The sequence below is a fragment of the Duganella alba genome, from assembly GCF_009674495.1.
GTDB lineage: Bacteria > Pseudomonadota > Gammaproteobacteria > Burkholderiales > Burkholderiaceae_D > Rugamonas > Rugamonas alba.
The window spans coordinates 211,327-232,257 of the sequence record NZ_WKJN01000003.1; the positions used below are offsets into that span (position 1 = coordinate 211,327).

The 20,931-nt window shown below is 63.5% G+C and carries 15 protein-coding genes; 4 read left to right on the forward strand and 11 right to left on the reverse strand.

The genetic code is table 11. The features are described 5' to 3' along the window. Positions 1-55 precede the first annotated feature (55 nt). Positions 56-421 (reverse strand): c-type cytochrome, encoded by a 366-nt coding sequence (locus GJ695_RS04245; protein ID WP_154362358.1) that lies wholly within the window; start codon positions 419-421, stop codon positions 56-58. A 64-nt stretch (positions 422-485) separates the two neighbouring features. Here GJ695_RS04245 and GJ695_RS04250 point away from each other — a divergent pair, with 64 nt between their 5' ends. Beyond that, complete coding sequence (locus GJ695_RS04250) at positions 486-1,397, forward strand: transporter substrate-binding domain-containing protein (protein WP_229260379.1); 912 nt, start codon at positions 486-488, stop codon at positions 1,395-1,397. Positions 1,398-1,516: 119 nt separating this feature from the next. Here GJ695_RS04250 and GJ695_RS04255 read toward each other — a convergent pair whose 3' ends face one another. From GJ695_RS04255 to puuE, 10 genes are all read right to left on the reverse strand, one after another. After that, on the reverse strand, positions 1,517-2,578 hold the full coding sequence (locus GJ695_RS04255; RefSeq protein ID WP_154362359.1) for a S1/P1 nuclease: 1,062 nt from the start codon (positions 2,576-2,578) through the stop codon (positions 1,517-1,519). Further along, the gene (locus GJ695_RS04260; RefSeq protein ID WP_154362461.1) at positions 2,575-3,798 is read right to left on the reverse strand and encodes a phospholipase D-like domain-containing protein; all 1,224 of its coding nucleotides are present in this window, start codon (positions 3,796-3,798) and stop codon (positions 2,575-2,577) included. Before GJ695_RS04260 ends, GJ695_RS04255 begins: the two co-directional genes overlap by 4 nt. Further along, positions 3,798-5,492: a bifunctional metallophosphatase/5'-nucleotidase gene (locus GJ695_RS04265; protein ID WP_154362360.1), complete on the reverse strand. Its 1,695-nt coding sequence runs from the start codon at positions 5,490-5,492 to the stop codon at positions 3,798-3,800. The genes GJ695_RS04260 and GJ695_RS04265 overlap by 1 nt, the downstream gene beginning before the upstream one ends. Before the next feature lie 147 nt (positions 5,493-5,639). Further along, positions 5,640-9,056, reverse strand: a complete 3,417-nt coding sequence (locus GJ695_RS04270; RefSeq protein WP_154362361.1) for a TonB-dependent receptor — start codon at positions 9,054-9,056, stop codon at positions 5,640-5,642. A gap of 629 nt (positions 9,057-9,685) precedes the next feature. Continuing rightward, on the reverse strand, positions 9,686-11,122 hold the full coding sequence (locus GJ695_RS04275; protein ID WP_154362362.1) for an amidohydrolase family protein: 1,437 nt from the start codon (positions 11,120-11,122) through the stop codon (positions 9,686-9,688). 12 nt (positions 11,123-11,134) lie between these two features. Next, positions 11,135-12,442: a guanine deaminase gene (gene guaD, locus GJ695_RS04280; RefSeq protein WP_154362363.1), complete on the reverse strand. Its 1,308-nt coding sequence runs from the start codon at positions 12,440-12,442 to the stop codon at positions 11,135-11,137. 30 nt (positions 12,443-12,472) lie between these two features. Continuing rightward, on the reverse strand, positions 12,473-13,555 hold the full coding sequence (gene xdhC, locus GJ695_RS04285; protein ID WP_154362364.1) for a xanthine dehydrogenase accessory protein XdhC: 1,083 nt from the start codon (positions 13,553-13,555) through the stop codon (positions 12,473-12,475). A gap of 1 nt (position 13,556) precedes the next feature. Then, complete coding sequence (xdhB, locus tag GJ695_RS04290; RefSeq protein ID WP_154362365.1) at positions 13,557-15,890, reverse strand: xanthine dehydrogenase molybdopterin binding subunit; 2,334 nt, start codon at positions 15,888-15,890, stop codon at positions 13,557-13,559. 11 nt (positions 15,891-15,901) lie between these two features. Further along, a complete protein-coding gene (gene xdhA / locus GJ695_RS04295) occupies positions 15,902-17,371 on the reverse strand; it encodes a xanthine dehydrogenase small subunit (protein WP_154362366.1) in 1,470 nt (489 codons plus the stop codon). Between the two features lie 7 nt (positions 17,372-17,378). Then, on the reverse strand, positions 17,379-18,332 hold the full coding sequence (gene puuE / locus GJ695_RS04300; RefSeq protein WP_154362367.1) for an allantoinase PuuE: 954 nt from the start codon (positions 18,330-18,332) through the stop codon (positions 17,379-17,381). A gap of 109 nt (positions 18,333-18,441) precedes the next feature. On the opposite strand from puuE, the gene uraH reads away from it, so the two are divergent. From uraH to GJ695_RS04315, 3 genes are read left to right on the forward strand one after another with little or no spacing between them, the layout of a single operon-like run. Then, positions 18,442-18,795, forward strand: coding sequence for a hydroxyisourate hydrolase (gene uraH, locus GJ695_RS04305; RefSeq protein ID WP_154362368.1), 354 nt, complete (start codon positions 18,442-18,444; stop codon positions 18,793-18,795). A 20-nt stretch (positions 18,796-18,815) separates the two neighbouring features. Then, complete coding sequence (locus GJ695_RS04310; RefSeq protein ID WP_154362369.1) at positions 18,816-20,309, forward strand: tetratricopeptide repeat protein; 1,494 nt, start codon at positions 18,816-18,818, stop codon at positions 20,307-20,309. Next, positions 20,300-20,923: a VOC family protein gene (locus GJ695_RS04315; protein ID WP_154362370.1), complete on the forward strand. Its 624-nt coding sequence runs from the start codon at positions 20,300-20,302 to the stop codon at positions 20,921-20,923. Before GJ695_RS04310 ends, GJ695_RS04315 begins: the two co-directional genes overlap by 10 nt. Positions 20,924-20,931 lie beyond the last annotated feature (8 nt).

Sequence of the window (20,931 nt, forward strand, 5' to 3'; positions counted from 1 at the left end):
TGCCGCTCAACGTGATACGCGGAGCGGTCGGCAAGGCGATCAGATTCTTCATCGTCTACAACGTCTTCAGATAAGAGAGCAGATCAGCGATCTGCTGTTCATCCTTGATGCCCCAAAAGCGCATGCTGGTCCCCGGCACCACATCGTGCGGCGCGCGCAGATAGGCGGTCAGCGTTTTCTCATCCCACACCAATCCGGACTTCTTCATCGCTTCGGAGTACTTGTAATCCCTGGTCGACGCCGCGCGCCGGCCCACGATGCCATTCAGCTGCGGCCCATAGCCGCCGCTCGCGAACGGCCCCACCGCATGGCAGGACGCACACCGCTGGAACAGCAGCGCGCCATTCTTCGGATTGCCCACCGGCGCGGCGCTGGCAAGGGGCAGCGCGAATAACAATGCAATAAAAATAAATCGGCTCATGCCATTATTATGCACCGCGGCGGCGGCTCTTGCCGGTAATGCCTCACGATGGCACACTGCAGGAATGAACCAGCTTCCACGTCACAGAAAATACAATGCGCGGCGCTTGTGGCTGGCGGCTTTATGGCTGGCGGCCGGCGCGTGCGGTGCGGCGACGGAGGTGGTGTATCCGTTGACCAGCCTTGACGATGCGGACAGCCGCTACGAATACGATTGGGCGGTGCTGCGCGTGGCGCTGCAAAAGACCGTACCGCGTTACGGGCCGTTTGAGATGAGGCAGTCGACGCAGTCGATGTCGCCGCAGCGCGTGGCGCAGGAGCTGCTGGCGCCACAAGGTCGCATCAACGTTCTGGCGCGCGCGACGTCACCGGAACTGGAACGGCAATACATACCGGTACGCCTGCCCATCGACAAGGGCCTGCTGGGCTATCGCATTTTCCTGGTGCGCTATGCCGATCTGCCGCGCTTTGCGGCCGTGCACACGCTGGACAATCTGCGCAAGCTGAGCGTGGGACAAGGCAAGGACTGGGTGGATGTGCCGCTGCTGCGCGACGCCGGTTTCAATGTCGTGGAAGGCACCAGTTATCGCGGCCTGTTCGCCATGCTGGCCGCCGGCCGCTTCGACTGGTTCTCGCGCGGCATCGACGAAGCACAACGCGAATACGCGGAGCGCCACCCCACCTATCCGAACATGGCGATCGAGCCGACATTGCTGCTGCAGTATCCGCTGCCGCTGTACTTCTTCACGCGGCGCGATGCCGAAGGCAAGCTGCTGGCGCAGCGCATCACCGATGGCATGGAGATGATGATCAAGGATGGATCGCTCAACGCCCTGTTCCAGCAATACAAGGGGGAGAGCATCAAGTCAGGCGGATTGCAGAAGCGTCGTATTCTGCACCTGAACAATCCGCACCTGACGCCGGAGACGCCGCTGGCGCGCAGTGAGCTCTGGTTTAACCCCAACACCGGGAAGTAGCGGGGTAATGCATGCGACAGAGGCAACGCCAATTTCGGCGCACCGACGGGACGCACGCCACGACCCGCACAGCGTGACAGGGGTCTGACCCCGTACGGGGTCAGACCCCACCACCGGGGTTAAGGCCAGATGGCTTTCAGCACCGCGGCCAGATGGTAGCCGCCCTGAATCAGCTGGCCTTTGGCGGCAGCCGACGATGGCACCGGGTAGTTGTCCGGAATCGCCAGCGGCCACACGTTGTAGACGTCGCCGTTCTTGGCGGTCTGCTGCGCCATCGGTCCCGGCACCACATCCGCATACGCCAGCTTGGCCACCACCAGCGTCTGATCGGCCCACTCATACGGCCAGCCCGCAGGATCGCCGCTGTTCGGCGACACCACCGGATTGCCGGCAATGACCATGTCCGCAAACTGCTCGGGCGTGCGTGCGCCGATGCGGCGGAACGCGTAGTTGACCACCGTGCTGTCCCAGTACGAGTGGAATGCGCGCGTGGTCTGCGGCGGACGCGCAGGCGTCGCCGGTGCAGGCTTGTCCTCCGCCGGCGCGGCAGGAATCAACTCCGAGCTTTTCGCCGTCAGCTTGATGTCGTCCAGTTGCAGGTTATTGCCGCCCTGCGTGGCAAAAGCTTCCTTGTCGTCCAGCTGCTTCTGGGTCGGCACCACGAAGCCGCCGCTCTTGCCGACATAGCCCTCGCCCACGTGCAGCGGCTGCGCGATGTCGCCGGTCAGGTGGGTCAGCATCAGCAGCGCCTGGCGCGGCGTGAAGTTGTGCGGATTGGTGGTGGCGTTGCCCTTCCCCTGCAGCACCGCGATGCACTGCTTCAGCGTCTGCACGATATCGTGGTCGGTGGTGCCGACGCCGTGATCTTCGTAATGCGACAGCTGGAACGGCACGTCCGTGTAGTGGTACTCGCTGTGCTTCGGATTGGCGGTGGTGTAAGCCACCATCTCCTCCGTTTGCGGGCCGCAGTAGGTGCCCTTCACGCAGTCCGCCCACGAGGCGACCTTGGCCAGGCTCTCGCCCGGCAGCAGCAAGGCTTGCACCTGCTTCTCGGCGTTGCTGCCCTTGATCAGCCGATCGGCAATCGCGCCGACCGCGCGGTGGCCGTCATTGCCCCACGCGTGGGCGTTGATGGAGACGAAGGCGCTGCTCAGCGCCACGATGCATGCGAGCTTTTTCATTCAGGACTGCCTTTCGCTGGCTTGGGATATTGTTTGTTGAAGTCGAGGACTTGCGCATACGACGAAGACCAGGTCTGTTCGTGCAGGGACGCCAGGCGCTGCGCCATTTTCTCATTGCGCATCACCACCTCCAGATTGCGCGACAGGTCCATATAGCCGCCGCTCCAGTTGCTGGTGCCGACCCACGCGACCTGGTTATCGATCACCATGGTCTTGCTGTGGATGACGCGCGCGAACGGAATGAAGCCGGTCGACGCCACCGGCAACGTCACCACGCGGATCTCCACGTTCGGCAGCACCGCCAGGCTTTTCAGATACGCCTGCGCCGGATTTTCCAGGTTCCAGTTGGAGACCATCAGCTTGATCTTGACGCCACGGCCGGCGGCGGCGCGCACCGCGTTGTCGATCACGGCGTAGTAAGGACGCGTGCCTTTCGGGCCGTAGCTCAGCGGCGCGTAGTCCAGCAGCTGGATGCGCACTTCGCTTTTCGCCTCCGCCAGCAGCGCCGGCAGGCCGGTCTCGGAATCGCCAACGCCGGCCGGGTTGTACTGGTTGGGACTGGCCAGCAGGAAGGTGCCCTGATGGATATCGGCCATCGCCGTCTTCACGTTCAGCACCGGTGCGATCTGGCCTTGCGAGGTCAGTTCCTGCGCCTTCCAGTCCTGGTTGAAGATGGCCTGCACCTGGACGACGATCTTCGGATCGGTGATGCGCAAGCCGGTTTCGTGGATGTGTTCAAACGAGCGCCAGTCGAAGTTCTGGCTGCCGATGTAAGCCGTCTTCGCATCCACCACCAGGTACTTGGCGTGGATGATGCCGTTGCCGGTCAGCTTGTTGAAATCGAGGACGCGGAATTCCAGGTTGGGAATCGCCTTCAGGCGCTCGATGGTCGGCTTCTCCGACAGGCCCACGCCCTTCTGATCCAGCAGGAAGCGGATCTTCACGCCGCGCTTGCCGGCGGCCTCCAGATGCTCCACCACTTTTTCGAACACGCTGCCCGGCTTGATCACCGCATAGAACTGGCCGATGACGATTTCGCTTTGGGCGTTGTCAAACAGCTCGCTCCACACCTGCGCAGGGTTGCGCAGGTCGTCGCTGTGCAGCGGCGTTTCCACCGGCGCGGTCTGCACCAGTTCAAAGCCGGGAATGGAAAACTCCGCGCGCGCCGGCGCCGCAAAGACGGCGGCCGAGATCAGGGCGGAAAGTAAAATTCGACGCATCATTGTTCCTTTTGTACGTAACGCTTGAGCGGCGCGGCGGCGCCGGCCGGTTTGCCATCCTGTTCGCGCCTGGCCAGGTACTGGGTCAGCGCATCGATGTCGCGGATGCTGGTCGGCGCGCGGTTGGCGCCTTTCTTGAAGGTCGGGAAACCGTCGCCGCCTTCGGCCAGGAAGTTGTTGGTCACCACGCGGTACGCGGTGTCCATCTCCAGGCGCACACCGTTCAGCTTCACGCTGCCCGGCACGATCTTGCCGCCTTCCGGCTTGGACGCATCCCACTCGTAACTGAAGCCGTCCGACAGTTGCAGCAGGCCGCGCTTGCTGTCGCGGTCTTCCAGCCACTGTTCTTCCAGCAGCTCGACGATCTGCGATCCGCGCAGGTTCATCGCCACCAGCGTGTTCCCGAACGGCAGAACCGCCATCGCCTGGCCCAGCGTGACGCGGTTGCCGGCGGCGCTTTCCAGATCCTGGCGGATGCCGCCCGGATTTTGCAGCGCGATCTGCGCGCCGAACGGCCGGCCGGCGGCCAGCATCGAGTCGGCGATCAGGTCGCCCAGCGCCGATTCGCTGGTGTGTTCTTTTTCCCGCTTCACGCTCGGCACGGCGATCGTCGCCACCGGACGCGCCAGCGCCGCCGCGCTTTGCGCGCGCGCCTTAACCAGATAGGCGCTCAACGCCGGGTCGGCCGGCCATTCACCCGGCACCATGACTTCCTGCGTGGCGCTGACGTCGCGCACGGTGTTGGTATGGGTGTCGACCGTCAGCTTGATGCGGCCCAGCACGTGGCCGCCCATGTCGGACTGCGTCACCAGCCGGCCATCGACCTTGCACAGATAGCCCTGGTGCGAGTGGCCGCTGATCACCAGGCGGATCGAAGGGTCCAGGCGCTTGACCACGTCCACGATCGGCCCTTTCAGATTGCCGCAATCCTGCTGGTCGAATTTGTCGGTGGTGCGGCCGCCCTGGTGGATCAGCACCACGAACACGCCCACGCCCTGCTTGCGCAGTTCCGGCAGCTGGCGGTTGATGGCGTCGGCCTCGTCGACGAACTCCAGGCCGGCGATGCCGGAAGCCAGCGCCGATTCGGCGGTCTCGCGCAGCACGGTGCCGATGAAGGCGATCTTCACGCCATGCGCGGTTTCGATCTTATAGGCCGGCAGCACCGGCTTGCGGGTGCGCATGTCGATCACGTTGGCGGCCAGGTACTGGAATTGCGCGCCCTTGTACGGGCCGTCGAACTTGCAGGCCTTGTCGGCGCGCGGCGAGGTGCAGCCGCCGCCCTGCTGGCGCAGCAGCTCGATGCGGCCCTGGTCGAATTCGTGATTGCCGACCGAGGTCGCGCGCAGGCCGAGCAGGTTCATGGCGCCGATGGTCGGTTCGTCCGCCCACATCGACGAGATGGCGGGACTGGCGCCGACCAGGTCACCGGCGCCGACCAGCAGCAGTTCCGGATCCTGCTTGCGCCACGCCTGCAGCGCCGCGCCCAGCGTGTCGATGCCGCCGGCCTGGATGGTGCGCTCGCCGCCGCCGGACGCGCTGTCCCACACGTACTTGCTGGCTTCGAGATTGCCATGGAAATCGTTCAGCGCCACCAGATGAATGTCGGTGGCGCCGGGCTGCGTTTGCCACGCCGCGCAGCCTGCCAGCAAAGCAGCCAGCAGGGTGCCGGCCACGGGGCTCAGATATTTTTTCATTGCGTGCTAGTTCAGTCGGAATCAAATATTGTACAGCGCAACCCCATCGTCAAAATAGTCGCGCAAACTACGTTACAAATAAAAAAACGGCCGGTGTTGCCACCAGCCGCTCTCTGTCATGCGAAGGTCAGACGGTTCTGCTCAAGCTTAGAACTCGTACTTGACGGTCGCCTGGATCGCCCATTGCGATTCGCCTTTAACCTGGCGGATGTCGACGGTTTCCACGTCACGCACGCGGTAGATGTAACGACCGCTCGAATCCAGACCTTGGTAATCGACGAAGCTACGTGCCAGGCCGCCGTTGGTCTGGAAGCCCACTTCATTGATACGGCCCCACTTCTTGTTCAGCAGATTGCCGACGTTGAAGATGTCGAACGACAGGGTGCCCTTGTTACCGTTGAAGAAGCCTGGGACTTCCTGAGCGATACGCAGGTCGAAGCTGTTGGTCCATGGAGCGAAGTCGTTGTTACGGCTGATCACACCACCGGCCGATTTACGCAGCGCCGGGTTGGCGTTGACGATGCTCCAGAACTTGTCTTCGTTGGCGTGGCTGGTGGCGGTATCGCCGTAGAACACCACTTGACCCGAACCTGGAGCCGAAGGGATGAACATCAGGTCATTACCGGCCAGGCCGTCACCGTTCAAGTCGTTGTTGACGGTCCAGCTGTAAGGCTTGCCTGCACGACCTTCGTAGAACACGCCGAAGGTGGTGTTGTAGGCGCCGAACAGACGCTTGCGGAAGTTCACCAGCGCGCTGATACGGTCTTTCACCAGGTAGTTCGAGTTGGCGTTGACTTCTTCGTTAGGATTGAAGATCGAACGGCTGGCGTAGTTCGACGACGAGGTCGACGAGGTCAGCGGCGAAACTTCTTTCGCGTCGGTGTAGGTGTACGCCAGCGACCAGCTCCAGCCGTTGATCATCGGACGCGACAGCGACACGGTAGCGACGTTGCTGCCGCCCTTGTCGGTCTTGGTGGCGACCAGCACGTTGTTGAAGGCCGAGTTGCTCAGCGCCTTGGCGGTGAAGCCTGCGCAAGCGCCGTTGGTGATCGAACCACCGGTGGCCGACCAGCACGCCGGGTTGAAACCCTGCGCGTTGTAGTACAGCGGACGACCGTCGGTACCGGTTTTGGTGGCCACGCCCAAGTTGGCGTTCTGGTAGTAGATCGCGTCTTTGGCCTTGGTGTTCAGGTATTCCAGACCCAGCACCAGGTTGTACCATGGCAGTTCCGCATCCAGCGCCAGGTTCGATTTCCAGACCGATGGTTGACGCAGGCCAGGGGCCAGGATGTCGACGTTAGCGGCCGGGACCGAGCCGGTGAAGCTGGTGACCTGCTTGTTGATGTCCGCGCTGAACAGGCCATCGGTGGTTGGGCAAGCTGCGTAGCCCGAGATGCCGCAACCGACGGTCTTGGTTTGTACACCGGTGTTCGAGAACGGATTCGACAGCCACACGCTCAGAGCCGAACCCTGGAACAGGCCGGCGCCGCCGCGGACTTGCAGCTGACGCGGGGTATCGAAGGTGTAGTTGAAGCCGACGCGCGGCTGGACCAGGTCCTGACCGTCGAAGGTGTTGGTGTTGTCCAGGCCGAAACCGCCGGTGGCGCGGGCGCCGGTGGCTGGGTTGCCTTGCACTGCGGCCAGGGCCACGGTGTTGTTCTTCAGCGGACGCTCGCTCACGGCGGTGCTGTCCATACGCAGACCGGCGCTGATGGTCAGGCGCGAGTTGATGGTCCAGGTATCCTGCACGAAGGCACCGTAGTTCTTCATGCTGAACTGCGATACGGCGTCATCCAGCGTCAGGCCGGCGTTTGGCACCTGCACGCTGTAGCTGGTTGGACGGCCGCGGCGGAAGTTCTCCAGCACGGCTGCTTCCACCTGCGCGTTGGTCGCGGTGGCGCAGTTGAAGGTGCTGCTGCCCAGGAACTGGTAGTTGATGTTGTTGATACAGCCGAAGGTGTAGTTACCCCAGACGTTTTGCAGGAACGCGTTGTAGATCTTGTTCTTGCTGTAGTCGCCGCCGAATTTGACTTCGTGGTCGCCCAGCGACCAGTTGGCGCCGACGTAGGCGTCGGTGGTCTTGGTGCCCAGGATGTTACGTTGACGGCTGTTGTCGGTACCGAAGTTCAGGAAGCGGTTGGCCGACGACACGGTCGATGGCGTGCCGGCTGGCAGCGCGCCCGAGAATTGCAGGCCGACCAGCGGCAGCGTCGCATTCAGCTTTGGCAGCGAATCGTAGTCACGGGTCGAGAACTTGATTTCGGTCGAGAAGTTAGGCGTCCAGTCCGACAGGATCTGGCCGACTTTGGTCTCGATGGTCTTGTTCTGCTGGTACCACTCGGAGTTCAGCGAAATACCGGTTGCCGACAGGCCCGAGAATTGCGGCTCGCTCTGGTCGGTTTTCGAGTAGCGGAACATGGCGCGGTGGTTCTCGTTGATGTTCCAGTCGAACTTGACCAGTTTGTCGGTCACGTCCAGCGCGGTGCCGGCCGAGACGGCCGAGGTGCCGATGTCGACGCCGTAGGTGCTCTTGGCGATGGCTTGTGCCGAGGCGATGGCCGACGGCGTCACGCCAACGTTGGTCACCGAGCTGCCCAGTGGGCCGAAGGCTGGCGCGGTACGGGTCGATTCCAGTTTTTCCCAGGCGGCGAACAGGAACAGTTTGTCCTTGATCAGCGGCATGCCGATGGTGCCGCCCTTGGTGGTTTCCTTGAACGGCGCTGGTGCGGCGTAGGTGTCGGTCGACGCGTTGTAGCGGTCGCCGGCCATGCTGTCGTTACGGAAGACGTAGTAAACGCTGCCCTTGACGGTGTTGGTGCCGGACTTGGTCACGGCGTTGATGTTGCCGCCGGTGTAGCCCTTCTGGGTCACGTCATAGTTGGCGACGTTGACCTGCACCGACTGGATCGCGTCGATCGAGATCGGCTGCTTGGCGGTTGGCGAACCCGAAGCTTCCAGGCCGAAGGTGTCGTTGACCGACACGCCGTCGATGGTCAGCGAGTTGTAGCGCGAGTTCTGGCCGGCGACGGACATTTCGCCGCGCTCTTTGTCGGTCTGCGACACGCGTGGGTCGGCACGGGCGTAGTCTTGCAGGTTACGGTTGATCGAACCTTGAACGGCCAGCTCGGTGGCGCTGATGCTGGTGCCAGCACCCATCGCGGTCTTCGAGAACTTGTCCGAACGGCCGCCGGCGCCGGCGACGGTCACGGTCTGCATCTGCGCGCCCAGGGTGGCGTCCACGTTGGCCGTTTCCGCCAGCTGGATGTACACGCCTTCGCGTTTTTCGCTGACGCCATCCTTGGTGATGGTGATGGTGTACGGACCGCCGGTACGCAGACCACGCTGGACATAACGGCCCTCGGCGTCGGTCACGACATTGGTCACCGAACCCGATTCGGTGTGCACGATGGAAACCACTGCGCCGGCGGCTGGCTTGCCGTCGCCGGTAACGATGTGGCCGCCGATCGCCGACGTGGTGTTCTGTGCCAAGGCCGGTACCGTCGCTAGCGCGAGAGACAGGCTGAACGCCATCTGCGTCAGCTTGAGCCGTTTATGATTGATCATTGTATAACCCCAAAAAAGACTAATAGTTATATGGAACCCTTACGGATAGCAGGTGTTCCTCTTTACGTTTGCTGCAACTGGTCTTGCCGTCCCAACCCCGGCGTGCCAGTGGGCAGCGGGTGAGTGTAACGGCCAAATATGTCAGGCCGATGACGCATTTATGACAAGCTTGTGACATAAACAAGGTGCGTCACCGGCCCGCTGTACTACGAATTCTGGACTGTGGAGTAAGCAATAAACTTGCTTTTTTGGATCATTTCCCTTGAACTATGCATTACCCAAAATTGCCTGACAAATACGATTTAATTTAGAAATTCAGACGATAAATATATAAATAAGTCATATTTTCGTCACAAATCGCTAATGGTCTTGCCACCTGAAAACAAACGGCGAAATTATATGTCAGCCAAGGCAGCATGAATTCTTTTCATTGCCTGAAAAACAAAAAGCTTTGGGATAGAACAGGATTTGTGTCGCTAGCTGACCACACAGTTATCAGAAGAATATTTTCCAATGATAGCGATAGTGATTTGTGACAACGTGAGAATCGTCGCCAGGAGGGTGTTGAGTTTGTAACAAACGCGGCGTTTGTGGGTTACCCGCCACAAACGCCGGTGAAAGCAGCCCGCTTAGCGGCCGGCCTTAGGTTGCGATGCAGCAATTTCCGCTTCGAATTTGGCGAACTTCCCGTCCAATGCCTTCAAAAGACGTTGTTTGTCCGCATCATTCAGGAAGGAATAACGGATGCTGTCGTATGACAGTTTTTTGACTTCGGCGTAGTCCGGCTGGTAGCGGGCCGCATACTGCACGTACTCGCCCGACAAATTATTACGGGAAACGCCGGCATCGTCGGTCGACAGCACGAACGGCACGCCATACTTGCGGTACAGCGTGACGGGATGCGCCTGGCCCTTGATGCCGAGGATGAAGTCGTTGCTGCTCAGGTTGACCTCGACCGCGATCTTCTGATCATGCATCTTTTTCATGATGGCCAGCGGATTGGTCTCGTGGGCAATGTCCATGCCGTGGCCGATGCGGCTGGCGCCGGCGACGTCGATCGCATCCTTGATGTGGAAGGTCAGGCCTTCCGGCTCCACCATGCCCAGCGACAGCTCGCCGGCATGCAGCGCCAGTTTCACGCTTGGGTACTTGGATTTCAGGAATTTGAACATCTGCATGTGCAGTTCGTAGTCGCGCATGGCGACGTGCACGCTTTCCTGACCGACAATATTGACGCCGACGATCTTCGGATTCGAGGTCGCCAGCTTGAAGCTGGAAACGATTTGCGAAAACACCTGCGACGGCGACAGGAAGCGCAGCGCGAACGGCTGGTAGCGCAGCGTGAAGTTGGCGTCGTCGATGCCGGCGCTGACCGTGTCCACGTTTTTCAGATACGCGCCGATCCAGCCCTGGAAGGCCTGGTCCTGGTCCAGCTTGGCGATCAGCGCGGCGAAGTCGGCGTCGGTCAGGCTGCCGGCCTGCGCCTTCTTGTCGAAGTCCGCATCCTGCGCGATCGGCGCGATCTCGTAGATGGTTTCGATGTAGCTCAGGTTTTCCTGCACGGCGCGCTGCTTCAGGCGCTGCAGGCCGTCCACCGCATTGGTCGACGCCACCGGATTGAAGTAGGCGAAGGTGTCGAAGAACTGGCGGTCCGGCGGCGACTGGATCGCGCTGTGGTTGTAGAAGTCCTTGTCCGACCAGCGTTGCAGCAGGTTGGCCAGCACGGTGTTATCGAGCATTACGTCCTGGCCCGACAGGCAGCCGGCCGAAGGCTTGGCCTTCTCGATGGTGTAGCTGGTTTTGTTGACGCAGAAGCCTTCCTTGTCCACCCACTCCAGGTACTGCTCGGCGTAGATCGCGCCCGAGTAGTGGTGGTGCAGGTCGCCGCCCTTCGGCATCATGGTGAAGAACATCGTCAGCTCGGCCAGTTTCGGCTCCTTGCCCGGCGCGATCAGCGCGGCGAAGTGGCGCTTGGTGGCCTCCTCGTTGGCGTTGGCCGCCTGCGCGTGCGGCATGGCGCTGAACACGGCGGCGGCAAGCGCCAGGGCTTTGATGTTGTTCTTCATGTGTATCCTTAATTAAGTCGTTTCGCGGACATGTACCTGGCGGCCCGCCGAATAGGTCGCGGCGATCGCGCGGTCGTCGCCCAGCAGCGCCAACGCGAACAGCAGCTCTTCCAGGCTCTCCCTGCGCGCGGTGCGGCGTTGCAGCAGCGGCGTGGCTTGCGGATCGACGACGATGAAGTCCGCTTCCGCACCGGCGGTGAAATTGCCGATCGTGCCTTCGAGCTGCATGCTGCGCGCCGCGCCCAGCGTGGCCAGGTAAAACATCCGCAAGGCCGGCAGGTAACTGCCCTTCAAGCGCGCTACTTTATAGGCTTCATTCATCGTTTGCAACATCGAGAACGAAGTACCGCCGCCGACATCGGTGGCCAGCGAGAGTAGCACGCCGGCGTCGTCGGCGCGTTCGAAGTCGAACAGGCCGCTGCCGAGGAACAGGTTGGAGGTCGGGCAAATGGCGGCGGCGGACTGCGTTTCGGCCATGCGCTGGCGGTCGCACTCATTGAGCCAGATGCAGTGGCCGTACATGGCGCGCGGGCGCAGCATGCCGTAGCTGTCGTAAACATCGATGTAGCTGCGGGAGTTGGGGAACAGCTCGCGCACCCATGCGCATTCGGCTTCGTTTTCCGACACGTGGGTCTGGATGAAGGTGTCCGGATAAGCGGCCGCCAGTTCGCCGGCCAGTTGCAGCTGGCGTTCGGTGGAGGTCGGCGCGAAGCGCGGCGTGATCGCATACAGCGCGCGGCCGCGCTTGTGCCAGCGCTGGATCAGCGCTTCGGTGTCGCGCGCGCCGGATTCGGCGGTGTCGCGCAGGAATTCGGGGCAGTTCCGGTCCATCATCACCTTGCCGGCCACCATGCGCAGGCCACGCTGCTCGCTGGCGGTGAAGAAGGCGTCCACCGATTGCGGATGCACGGTGCAGTAGACCATGGCGGTGGTGGTGCCGCAGCGCAGCAGCTCGTCGAGGAAGAAATCGGCCACGTCGGCGGCGTGCGCGGTGTCTTCAAACTGGCGCTCGGTCGGGAAGGTGTAGGTCTCCAGCCATGGCAGCAGGCCTTCCGACGGCGAAGCGATCATGTCGCTCTGCGGGTAGTGGATGTGGGTGTCGATAAAGCCCGGCATCAGCAGCTTGCCGCTGTAGTCGTGCACCACGGCGCCGGGAGGCAGCGTGGCGTGCAAGGTGGCGTAGTCGCCCGCCGCCTGGACCTTGCCGTCGGCGACGATCAGCAGGCCGTCCTCGTGCCACGCGTGCGAATGTTCGCTGAAGGCCGGATCGGCGAGAAAGTGCAGCAAGCTGCCACGGTAGGCTTGCAGGTTGGTGTTCATGGTGATCTTTCTTGAATCTGAATGCGTAGTTTAGCTTGCGACGGCCAGCCGCGCCGGCGCGTTGAGGGCAGCGATTTGCTGCGCCTCCCACACCATCAGCAGCTGCGCGCACACGGAGGCGGCGATGGCGGCCGGCAGCTTGCTGGTGATGCCCGGCAGGCCGATGGGGCAGACCATGTTGTCGATGCGGTCTTGCGGCAGACCGCGCGCGGCCATGCGCCGTTCGAACTGCACGCGCTTGGTGTTGGAACCGATGAGGCCGAACCAGCCGGCGTCTTCGCGGGCCAGGATGGTTTCGCACAGGCGCTGGTCCAGCGCGTGGCTGTGGGTCATGACGAGATAGCTGGCGCCGGCCGGCGCATCCGCCACTGCGGCTTCCGGCGTATCGCTGGCTTCCACGGTGACGTTGGGCGGCACGCTGGCGGGGAACATGTCTTCGCGCTCGTCCACCCAGGTGACGGTGCACGGCAGTTCGCCCAGCATGCGGACAATGGCCGCGCCGACGTGACCGGCGCCGAACAGCACCAGGTGGGCGCGCGGCGCGAAGCACGGATCGGCAAGCCAGCGGCGGCCGGCCGTGTCGCGCAGCACGTGCGTGCCGCGTTCGCGGTCCACCGCCGGGAAGGCGGGGCCGAAGGCGCCCGCCTCGCCTGCCTTGTCCCGGCCAGCACCGGCGACGACTGCGCCATCCGCGCCAAGCAACAGCGCAACCGGCGCGCCATCGATGGCGCTGAGCCGCCAGTTGTCTTCACGGCGGCGCATGCGCAGGCCAGCCAATACGGCCGCCAACGATGCATCGACCGGCTCAAACGCCAGATGCACCACGCCGCCGCAGCACTGCCCCAGCGTCGGACCGAGGGCGTAGCGTTCGAGGCGCGCGCCGATCGCGGCCGCATCGCCCGCCGCCGCGCGCCGGTTGGCCGCGCTCTTCAGCATCTCGCGCGCCAGCTCGGCCGCGCACATCTCCAGATGCCCGCCGCCGATGGTGTCATGCTGGCCGCGCGCCGTCACCAGCATCTTGGCGCCGGGTTCGCGCGGGCCCGAGCCCTCCACGATCGCCACGGTCACCAGCACTGCCGGTTCAGACACCTGCGCTGTCAGCCACTCGTTCATATCAGGCCGCCATTTCCACCGCGGACACGGCCCGCAGAATTTCTTCGCTGGTCGCCGGTGCATTCAACGGCGGATTCACGCGATGTCCGCCAACAGCGGAAATCGCGTCACGAATCGCAAAGAACACCGAGAACGGCAGCAGCAGCGGCGGCTCGCCCACCGCTTTCGAACGGTGAATGCTGTCCTCCACATTGCCGTTATCGAACAGCTTCACGCGGAAATCCTCCGGACAATCGGAGATGCCCGGAATCTTGTAAGTGGACGGCGCATGCGTCATCAGCTTGCCGGCCGCGTTCCACCATAGCTGCTCGGTGGTCAGCCAGCCCATGCCTTGAATGAACGCCCCTTCCACCTGGCCGATATCGATGGCAGGATTCAGCGAACGGCCCGCATCGTACAAGGCATCAGCACGCAACAGCTTCCATTCGCCGGTCAGCGTATCCACCACCACCTCCGACACCGCAGCGCCGTAAGCGTAGTAGGAGAACGGATGGCCGTTCATCGTCTTCGGATTCCAGTGCAGGTTCGGCGTCGCATAGAAACCGTCGGACCACAGCTGCACGCGCGCCAGGTAGGCCTTCTGCACCAGCTCCGCGAACAGCACCTTGTGGCCGTTGACGTGCACATGGTTGTCGAAGAAGCGCACCGGCTGGCCATCGTCATCGCCATACAGCTTGACCGCATACGCAGCCAGGCGCTCGCGGATCTGCCGTGCCGCATCCTGCGCAGCCTTGCCGTTCAGGTCCGCGCCGGTGGATGCGGCCGTGGCCGAGGTATTCGCCACCTTGCTGGTATCGGTCGCCGTGATGCGCACGTGCGACAGGTCCAGGCCCAGTTCATGCGCCACCACCTGCAACACCTTGGTGTTGATGCCCTGCCCCATCTCCGTGCCGCCGTGATTCACCAGCACCGAACCGTCCACGTACACATGCACCAGCGCGCCGGCCTGGTTCAGGTGCGTGACATTGAAGGCGATGCCGAACTTCAGCGGCGTCAGCGCCAGCCCTTTCTTCAGCACCGGGCTGGAAGCGTTGTAAGCCTCGATCGCCTTGCGGCGCGCGCGATATTCGCTGGTCTGCTCCAGCTCCGCCGTCAGCGCCTCGATCACGTTATCGACAATCTCCTGCCCATACGGCGTGACATTGCGCTCCGTCGTGCCGTAGAAATTCAGGCGGCGGATATCCAGCGCATCGCGTCCCAGGTTGCGCGCGATTTCGTCGACGATGTATTCGATCGCTATCGCGCCCTGCGGGCCGCCGAAACCGCGGAACGCCGTATTCGACTGCGTATTGGTCTTGCCGCAGCCGGCACGGATATCCACGTCCGACAGATAATAAGTGTTATCGAAGTGGCAGACCGCCCGCGTCGCCACAGGCCCCGACAGGTCAGCCGAGAAGCCCGCGCGCAAGGTCATATCGACCTTGGCCGCCAGGATCTTGCCATTGTCGTCGTAGCCGACTTCGTACTCGTAAAAGAAGCAATGGCGCTTGCCGGTGACCAGCATATCGTCGTCGCGGTCCGCGCGCAGCTTGACCGGGCGGCGCAGCTTGGACGCCGCGATGCCGGCCGACGCCGCCCACAAGGCCGATTGCGACTCCTTGCCGCCGAAACCACCCCCCATGCGGCGGCACTCGACCTGCACCTTGTGCGAATGCACGCCAATGGCATGCGCCACCACGTGCTGCATCTCGCTCGGGTGCTGCGTCGAGCATTGCACCAGCAGGCCGTTGTCTTCCTTCGGAATCGCGTAGGCGATCTGGCCTTCGAGGTAAAACTGCTCCTGGCCGCCGACGAACAGCTGGCCTTTCACGACGCGCGGCGCCATGTCGAAGGCGGTCTGGTAATCGCCGCGCGTCAGCTGCATCGGCGGCAGCACATACGAGTTGGCGGCCTTGGCCTCCTGCGGCGTGAAAATCGCCGGCAGCTCGTCATAAGCGATCACCGCGCGGCGGGCGGCGCGGCGCGCATTGTCGTGCGTATCCGCCACGACGACAAAGATCGGCTGGCCGACATACAGCACCTCGCCGGCCGACAGGATCGGATCGTCATGGATGATCGGTCCGCAGTCATTGGTGCCGACGATGTCCTCGGCGGTGTACACAGCCACCACGCCCGGCGCGCTGCGCACCGGCGCCAGATCCATCGCCGTAATGCGCGCGTGCGCCTTGGACGACAGGCCCAGCGCCGCATGCAGCGTGCCTTGCAGCTCGGGGATATCGTCGGTGTACGTGGCCTGGCCCAGCACATGCAGCTCGGCCGATTCGTGCGGACGCGAGACGCCCACGGCCTTCCATGCGGATTCCGCAATCGCGGCGGGAGCAACGGGTTGATTCATGATGGCTCCTTTCAGGCGCGGCAGGCGAAAGCGTTGACGGCATCGGCCGCAAGCGGTGCATCGGTACGCGTCTCCAGCCAGAAGCGGCGCAGCAGATTCTGCGCCGTCTGCATGCGATAGGTATTCGACGCGCGCATATCCGACAGCGGTGCGAAGTCCTGCGCCAGTTGGTCCATCGCCACGCGCAGATTGGTTTCGCTCCAGGATAGCCCGGTCAACGCCGCTTCGGCACGTGGCGCGCGGCGCGGCGTGGCCGCCATGCCGCCGAACGCGATGCGCGCGTCAATCACCTTGTCGCCATCGAGCGTGAACGCAAACGCCGCGCATACGGCGGAGATATCCTGGTCGAAGCGCTTGGCCAGCTTGTAGGTGCGGAACTGCACGCCGGCGCGCGGCAGCGGGACACGCACGGCGGCGACAAATTCGTCGGCCTGCAAATCCTTTTTCTGATAATCGAGATAGAAGGCTTCCAGCGCCAGCACGCGGCGGCCGGACGGGCCTTGCAGCACCACTTCGCTGCCCAGCGCGATCAGCCACGGCATCGAATCGCCGATCGGCGAGCCGTTGGCGACGTTGCCGCCCAGCGTGCCGGCGTTACGGATCGGCAGCGAGGCAAAGCGCTGCCACAACTCGCCCAGCTGCGCCGGATACAGCTTGCACAGCGCCTCGTAGGCGGCGTTGAGCGACACGCCGGCGCCGATTTCCAGCATGCCGTCCTGCTGCTGCACGCTTTGCAGCGCGGTGACGTGGCCGAGGTAGATGATGTCGCCCAGCTCGCGCATCTGCTTGGTGACCCACAGGCCGATGTCGGTGGAGCCGGCCAGCAGCGTGGCTTTCGGATGCGCGGCGCGCAGCGCCACCAGTTCTTCCAGCGTGCGCGGCGCATGGAACGACTGGCCGCGCGCGGTGTAGGTGGAACCAGCCTCGCGCTGCAAGGCTTGCAGCTGTTGCGTCAGCGCCGCACGGTCGAACGCCACCTTCGGCAGTTCTGTCATGCGGTGCGCCGCATCGATGATCGGGCGGTAGCCGGTGCAGCGGCACAGGTTACCGGACAGGCAGTCGTCGATCTCCTTGCGCTGCGCCGGCTTGCCATCCTTGTCGAGATACATGCCCCAGAGGGACATGACGAAGCCCGGCGTACAGAAACCGCATTGCGAGCCGTGACATTCCACCATCGCCTGCTGCACCGGATGCAGCGCGCCGTCCGGCTGCTGCATGTCCTCCACCGTGAACAGCGCCTTGCCGTCCAGCGTCGGTGCGAACTGGATGCAGGAGTTCACCGCCTTCATCTCCAGCTGGCCGGCGGCGTTCAGGCTGCCCACCACCACCGTGCAGGCGCCGCAATCGCCCTCGGCGCAACCTTCCTTGGTGCCGGTGCAATGCAGATCCTCGCGCAGGTGCTGGAGCACGGTGCGGGTTGGCGCGGCGTCATGGATTTCCTGGACAGCGCCACGGAAGTAAAAGCGTATGGGTTCGGACATCACGATCTCAATCTACAAATGGGTGAACCTTGCGCCAGTGTTCGGCGATATCGATGCGGCGCGTGATCCAGACCTTGTCATGCTGCTGCACGTAGTCGAGGAAGCGCGCCAGCGCAGCAGCGCGCGCCGGACGGCCGACGATGCGGCAGTGCAGGCCGATGGACAGCATCTTCGGCTGATTCAGGCCGTTCGGATCGCCCTCGGCGTACAGCACGTCGAAGGCGTCCTTCAGGTAATCGAAGAACTGCGTGCCGGAGTTGAAGCCCTGCGCGGCGGCGAAGCGCATGTCGTTGGTGTCCAGCGTGTACGGCACGATCAACTGCGGCGCGTTGGCTGCTTTACCCTGCGCGTCGGTGTAGTCGACCTTCTGCCAGAACGGCAGGTCGTCGCCATAGTGGTCGGCGTCGTAGCGGAAGCCGCCGTGTTCCATCACCAGCCTGCGCGTCTGCGGCGAATCGCGGCCGGTGTACCAGCCTTGCGGCGCGCTGCCGGTCAGCTCGCGGATGATGTCCACGGCTTCCTTCATGTGCGCACGCTCGGTGGCTTCGTCCATGTTCTGATAGGTGATCCAGCGCAGGCCATGGCAGGCGATTTCGTGGCCGAGTTGTTTGAACGCCGCCACCGCCTCCGGATTGCGCTTCAGCGCCATCGACACGCCGAACACCGTCAGCGGCAACTTGCGTTCCTCGAACATGCGCAGCAAACGCCACAAACCGGCGCGCGAACCGTACTCGTACAGCGACTCCATGCTCATGTGGCGGTTGCTGAAGGAGGCCGCGCCGATGATCTCGGACAGGAAAGTCTCGGAACCGGCGTCGCCGTGCAGCACGCTGTTCTCGCCGCCCTCTTCGTAGTTCAGCACGAATTGCAGCGCCACACGGGCCTGGTCCGGCCACTGGGCGTGCGGCGGTTTCGGGCCGTAGCCGATCATGTCGCGCGGGTAGTTGTCGTAAGTGGTCATGGCGCAGGCAAGTCTATGGGGAATATAACTCTAATCATATATGCCTGCGCGCATGGCGGTATATGATTTGTACAATAGACACTCATAACCTACGGATATAGGACCGAACATGGGCAAACTCAGCACGCACGTTCTCGACATCACCCAGGGCAAGCCTGGCGCCGGCGTCAAAGTGACCTTGTACGCGGTGGGACCGCAGGGGCGGGAGCTGCTGAAGACCGACGTCACCAACGCCGACGGCCGCTGCGCCGCACCGCTGCTGGAGGGCGACGCACTGAAACAGGGCAAATATGAGCTGGTGTTCAGTGCTGGTGCGTATTTCGACGCCCAGGGCGTGACGCTGCCGGAACCGAAGTTTATCGACGAGGTGACGCTGGCCTTCGGTGTCGCCGACGCCAGCCAGAACTACCATGTGCCGCTGGTGGTGTCGCCGTGGGCTTATTCGACTTACCGGGGAAGCTGAAATGTTAAGATGCGGGCACTATGACTGAATCACTGGCCGCATCCCTCCTTCAACAAGCCGTCGAACTGCACCAGCAGGGACGGCTGCAGCCGGCGCAAGCGCTGTACCGGCAAGTCCTCGAACTCGATCCGCGCCGCTTTGACGCGCTGCATTTGCTGGGCGTGATCGCGCGCCAGCAGGGCGATGCGGCGGCCGCCATCGATCTGATCTCGCAAGCGATCGCCGTGGACGGCGCGCAGGCCAGCGCCCATTGTAATCTCGGTGTCGCGCTGCTGGATGCCGGCCGTACCGATGAGGCGCTGGCCAGCCACGAGCGCGCGCTGGCGCTGCTTCCTTCGTATGCCATGGCATGGAGCAATCGCGGCAACGCGCTGCGCCGCCTGGGCCGGCTGGACGAGGCGCTGGACAGTTATCAGCGCGCCGTGCAGATCCAGCCGAATTACGCGGAAGCGCACTGCAACCGCGCCATCATCCTGCAGGATCAGGGCCGTTATCTCGATGCGCTGGGCGCGGCCGAGCATGCGCTCGACATCAAGGACCGTTACGCCGATGCGTGGCTGGCGCGCGGCAATGCCCTGCACTGCCTGCGCATCCTGCCGGAGGCGGTGGAGAGCTTTGATCGCGCCATCCATCTGCGTCCAGACTGGGCGGAAGCCTACAGCGCGCAAGGCTCCTCCCTGCAACGGCTGGGCGAATTCGCCGCCGCCCTGGACAGCTACGACCAGGCGCTGAAACACAAGCCGGACTACGCGCTGGCCCACTACTATCGCGGCAACACGCTGCGCGCGATGGGGCGGCGCGAGGAAGCCATCGCCGCCTATCATGCCGCGCTGGCGCATGGCGACAATCCGGAAACCATCGCCTTCGCGCTGGCATCGGTGGGCGCGGGTGAAACGCCGGCCGCGCTGCCGAACGACTACGTGCGTTCGCTGTTCGACCAGTACGCCAACCACTTCGACCAGCATCTGACCGAAGTGCTGGGTTACCAGACGCCGGCCGTGCTGGATGCGCTGCTGCGCCACGTGGCGCCGGCTTCGGAGCTGGCCACCGTGGACCTGGGCTGCGGCACCGGTCTGTGCGGCCCGTATCTGCGCGCCTACTCGCGCCGGCTGGACGGCGTCGACCTGTCGCAGCAGATGCTGGACAAGGCGGCTGAACGCGGCCTGTACGACGAACTGGCGTGCGCCGACCTGCTGACCTATCTGAACGGCCGCGAGGCGACATGGGATCTGGCGGTGGCGGCCGACGTGTTCGTCTACATCGGCGATCTGGCGCCGGTATTCAAGGCGGTGCACGCGGCGCTGCGTCCGGGCGGCCGCTTCTGCTTCTCGGTCGAAGCGGGCGATGACGCCGACTATGTGCTGCGTCCCTCCAACCGCTACGCGCACACGCCGGACTATCTGCGCCGGCTGGCGGCGGCGACCGGCTTCACGGTGCTGGCTACGCAGGCGCTGGACGCGCGCCAGGAAAACGGTGCGCCGATCGCCGCTCACGCTTTCCTGTTATGCAGATAGACCATCTGTTCATCCGTGTATCGCCGGGCGGCGCGGAAGCCGAAGCGCTGCGCGCGTTCGGCCTGAGCGAAGGTTCCGGCAACGTTCATCCGGGCCAGGGCACGGCCAACCGCCGCTTCTTCTTCGCCAACGCCTTCATCGAACTGCTGTGGATTGCCGATGAAACGGAAATCGCCAACCAGACCACGCGCCCAACCATGCTGCGCGAACGGCTGTCCGATGGCGACGCCTCGCCGTTCGGCATCTGCTTCCGTCCCGCCGTGCCGTTCGCAACCTGGAACTACGCGCCAGCCTACCTGCCGCCGGGCATGCAGATCGGCATTGCCACCGACGCGCCACTGACGGAGCCGATGTGGTTCCACACCTCCGCCGGCAAAGCGCCCGCAGCCTTCGAAGGCGACCGCCGGCAGCCGCTGCACCACGCCGCCGGCCTTGGCAGCATCACCGCCCTGCGCTGCACGCTGCCATCGGTCGCGGCACTGTCGTCCGCCGCCCACGCCAGCGGCATCGCCTTCGCCGAAGGCCCGCACCTGCTGGAAATCAGCTTCGACCACGAAACACGCGGCCTGCAACACGACTTCCGCCCAGCCCTGCCGCTCATCTTCAAGTATTGAGGCGACAC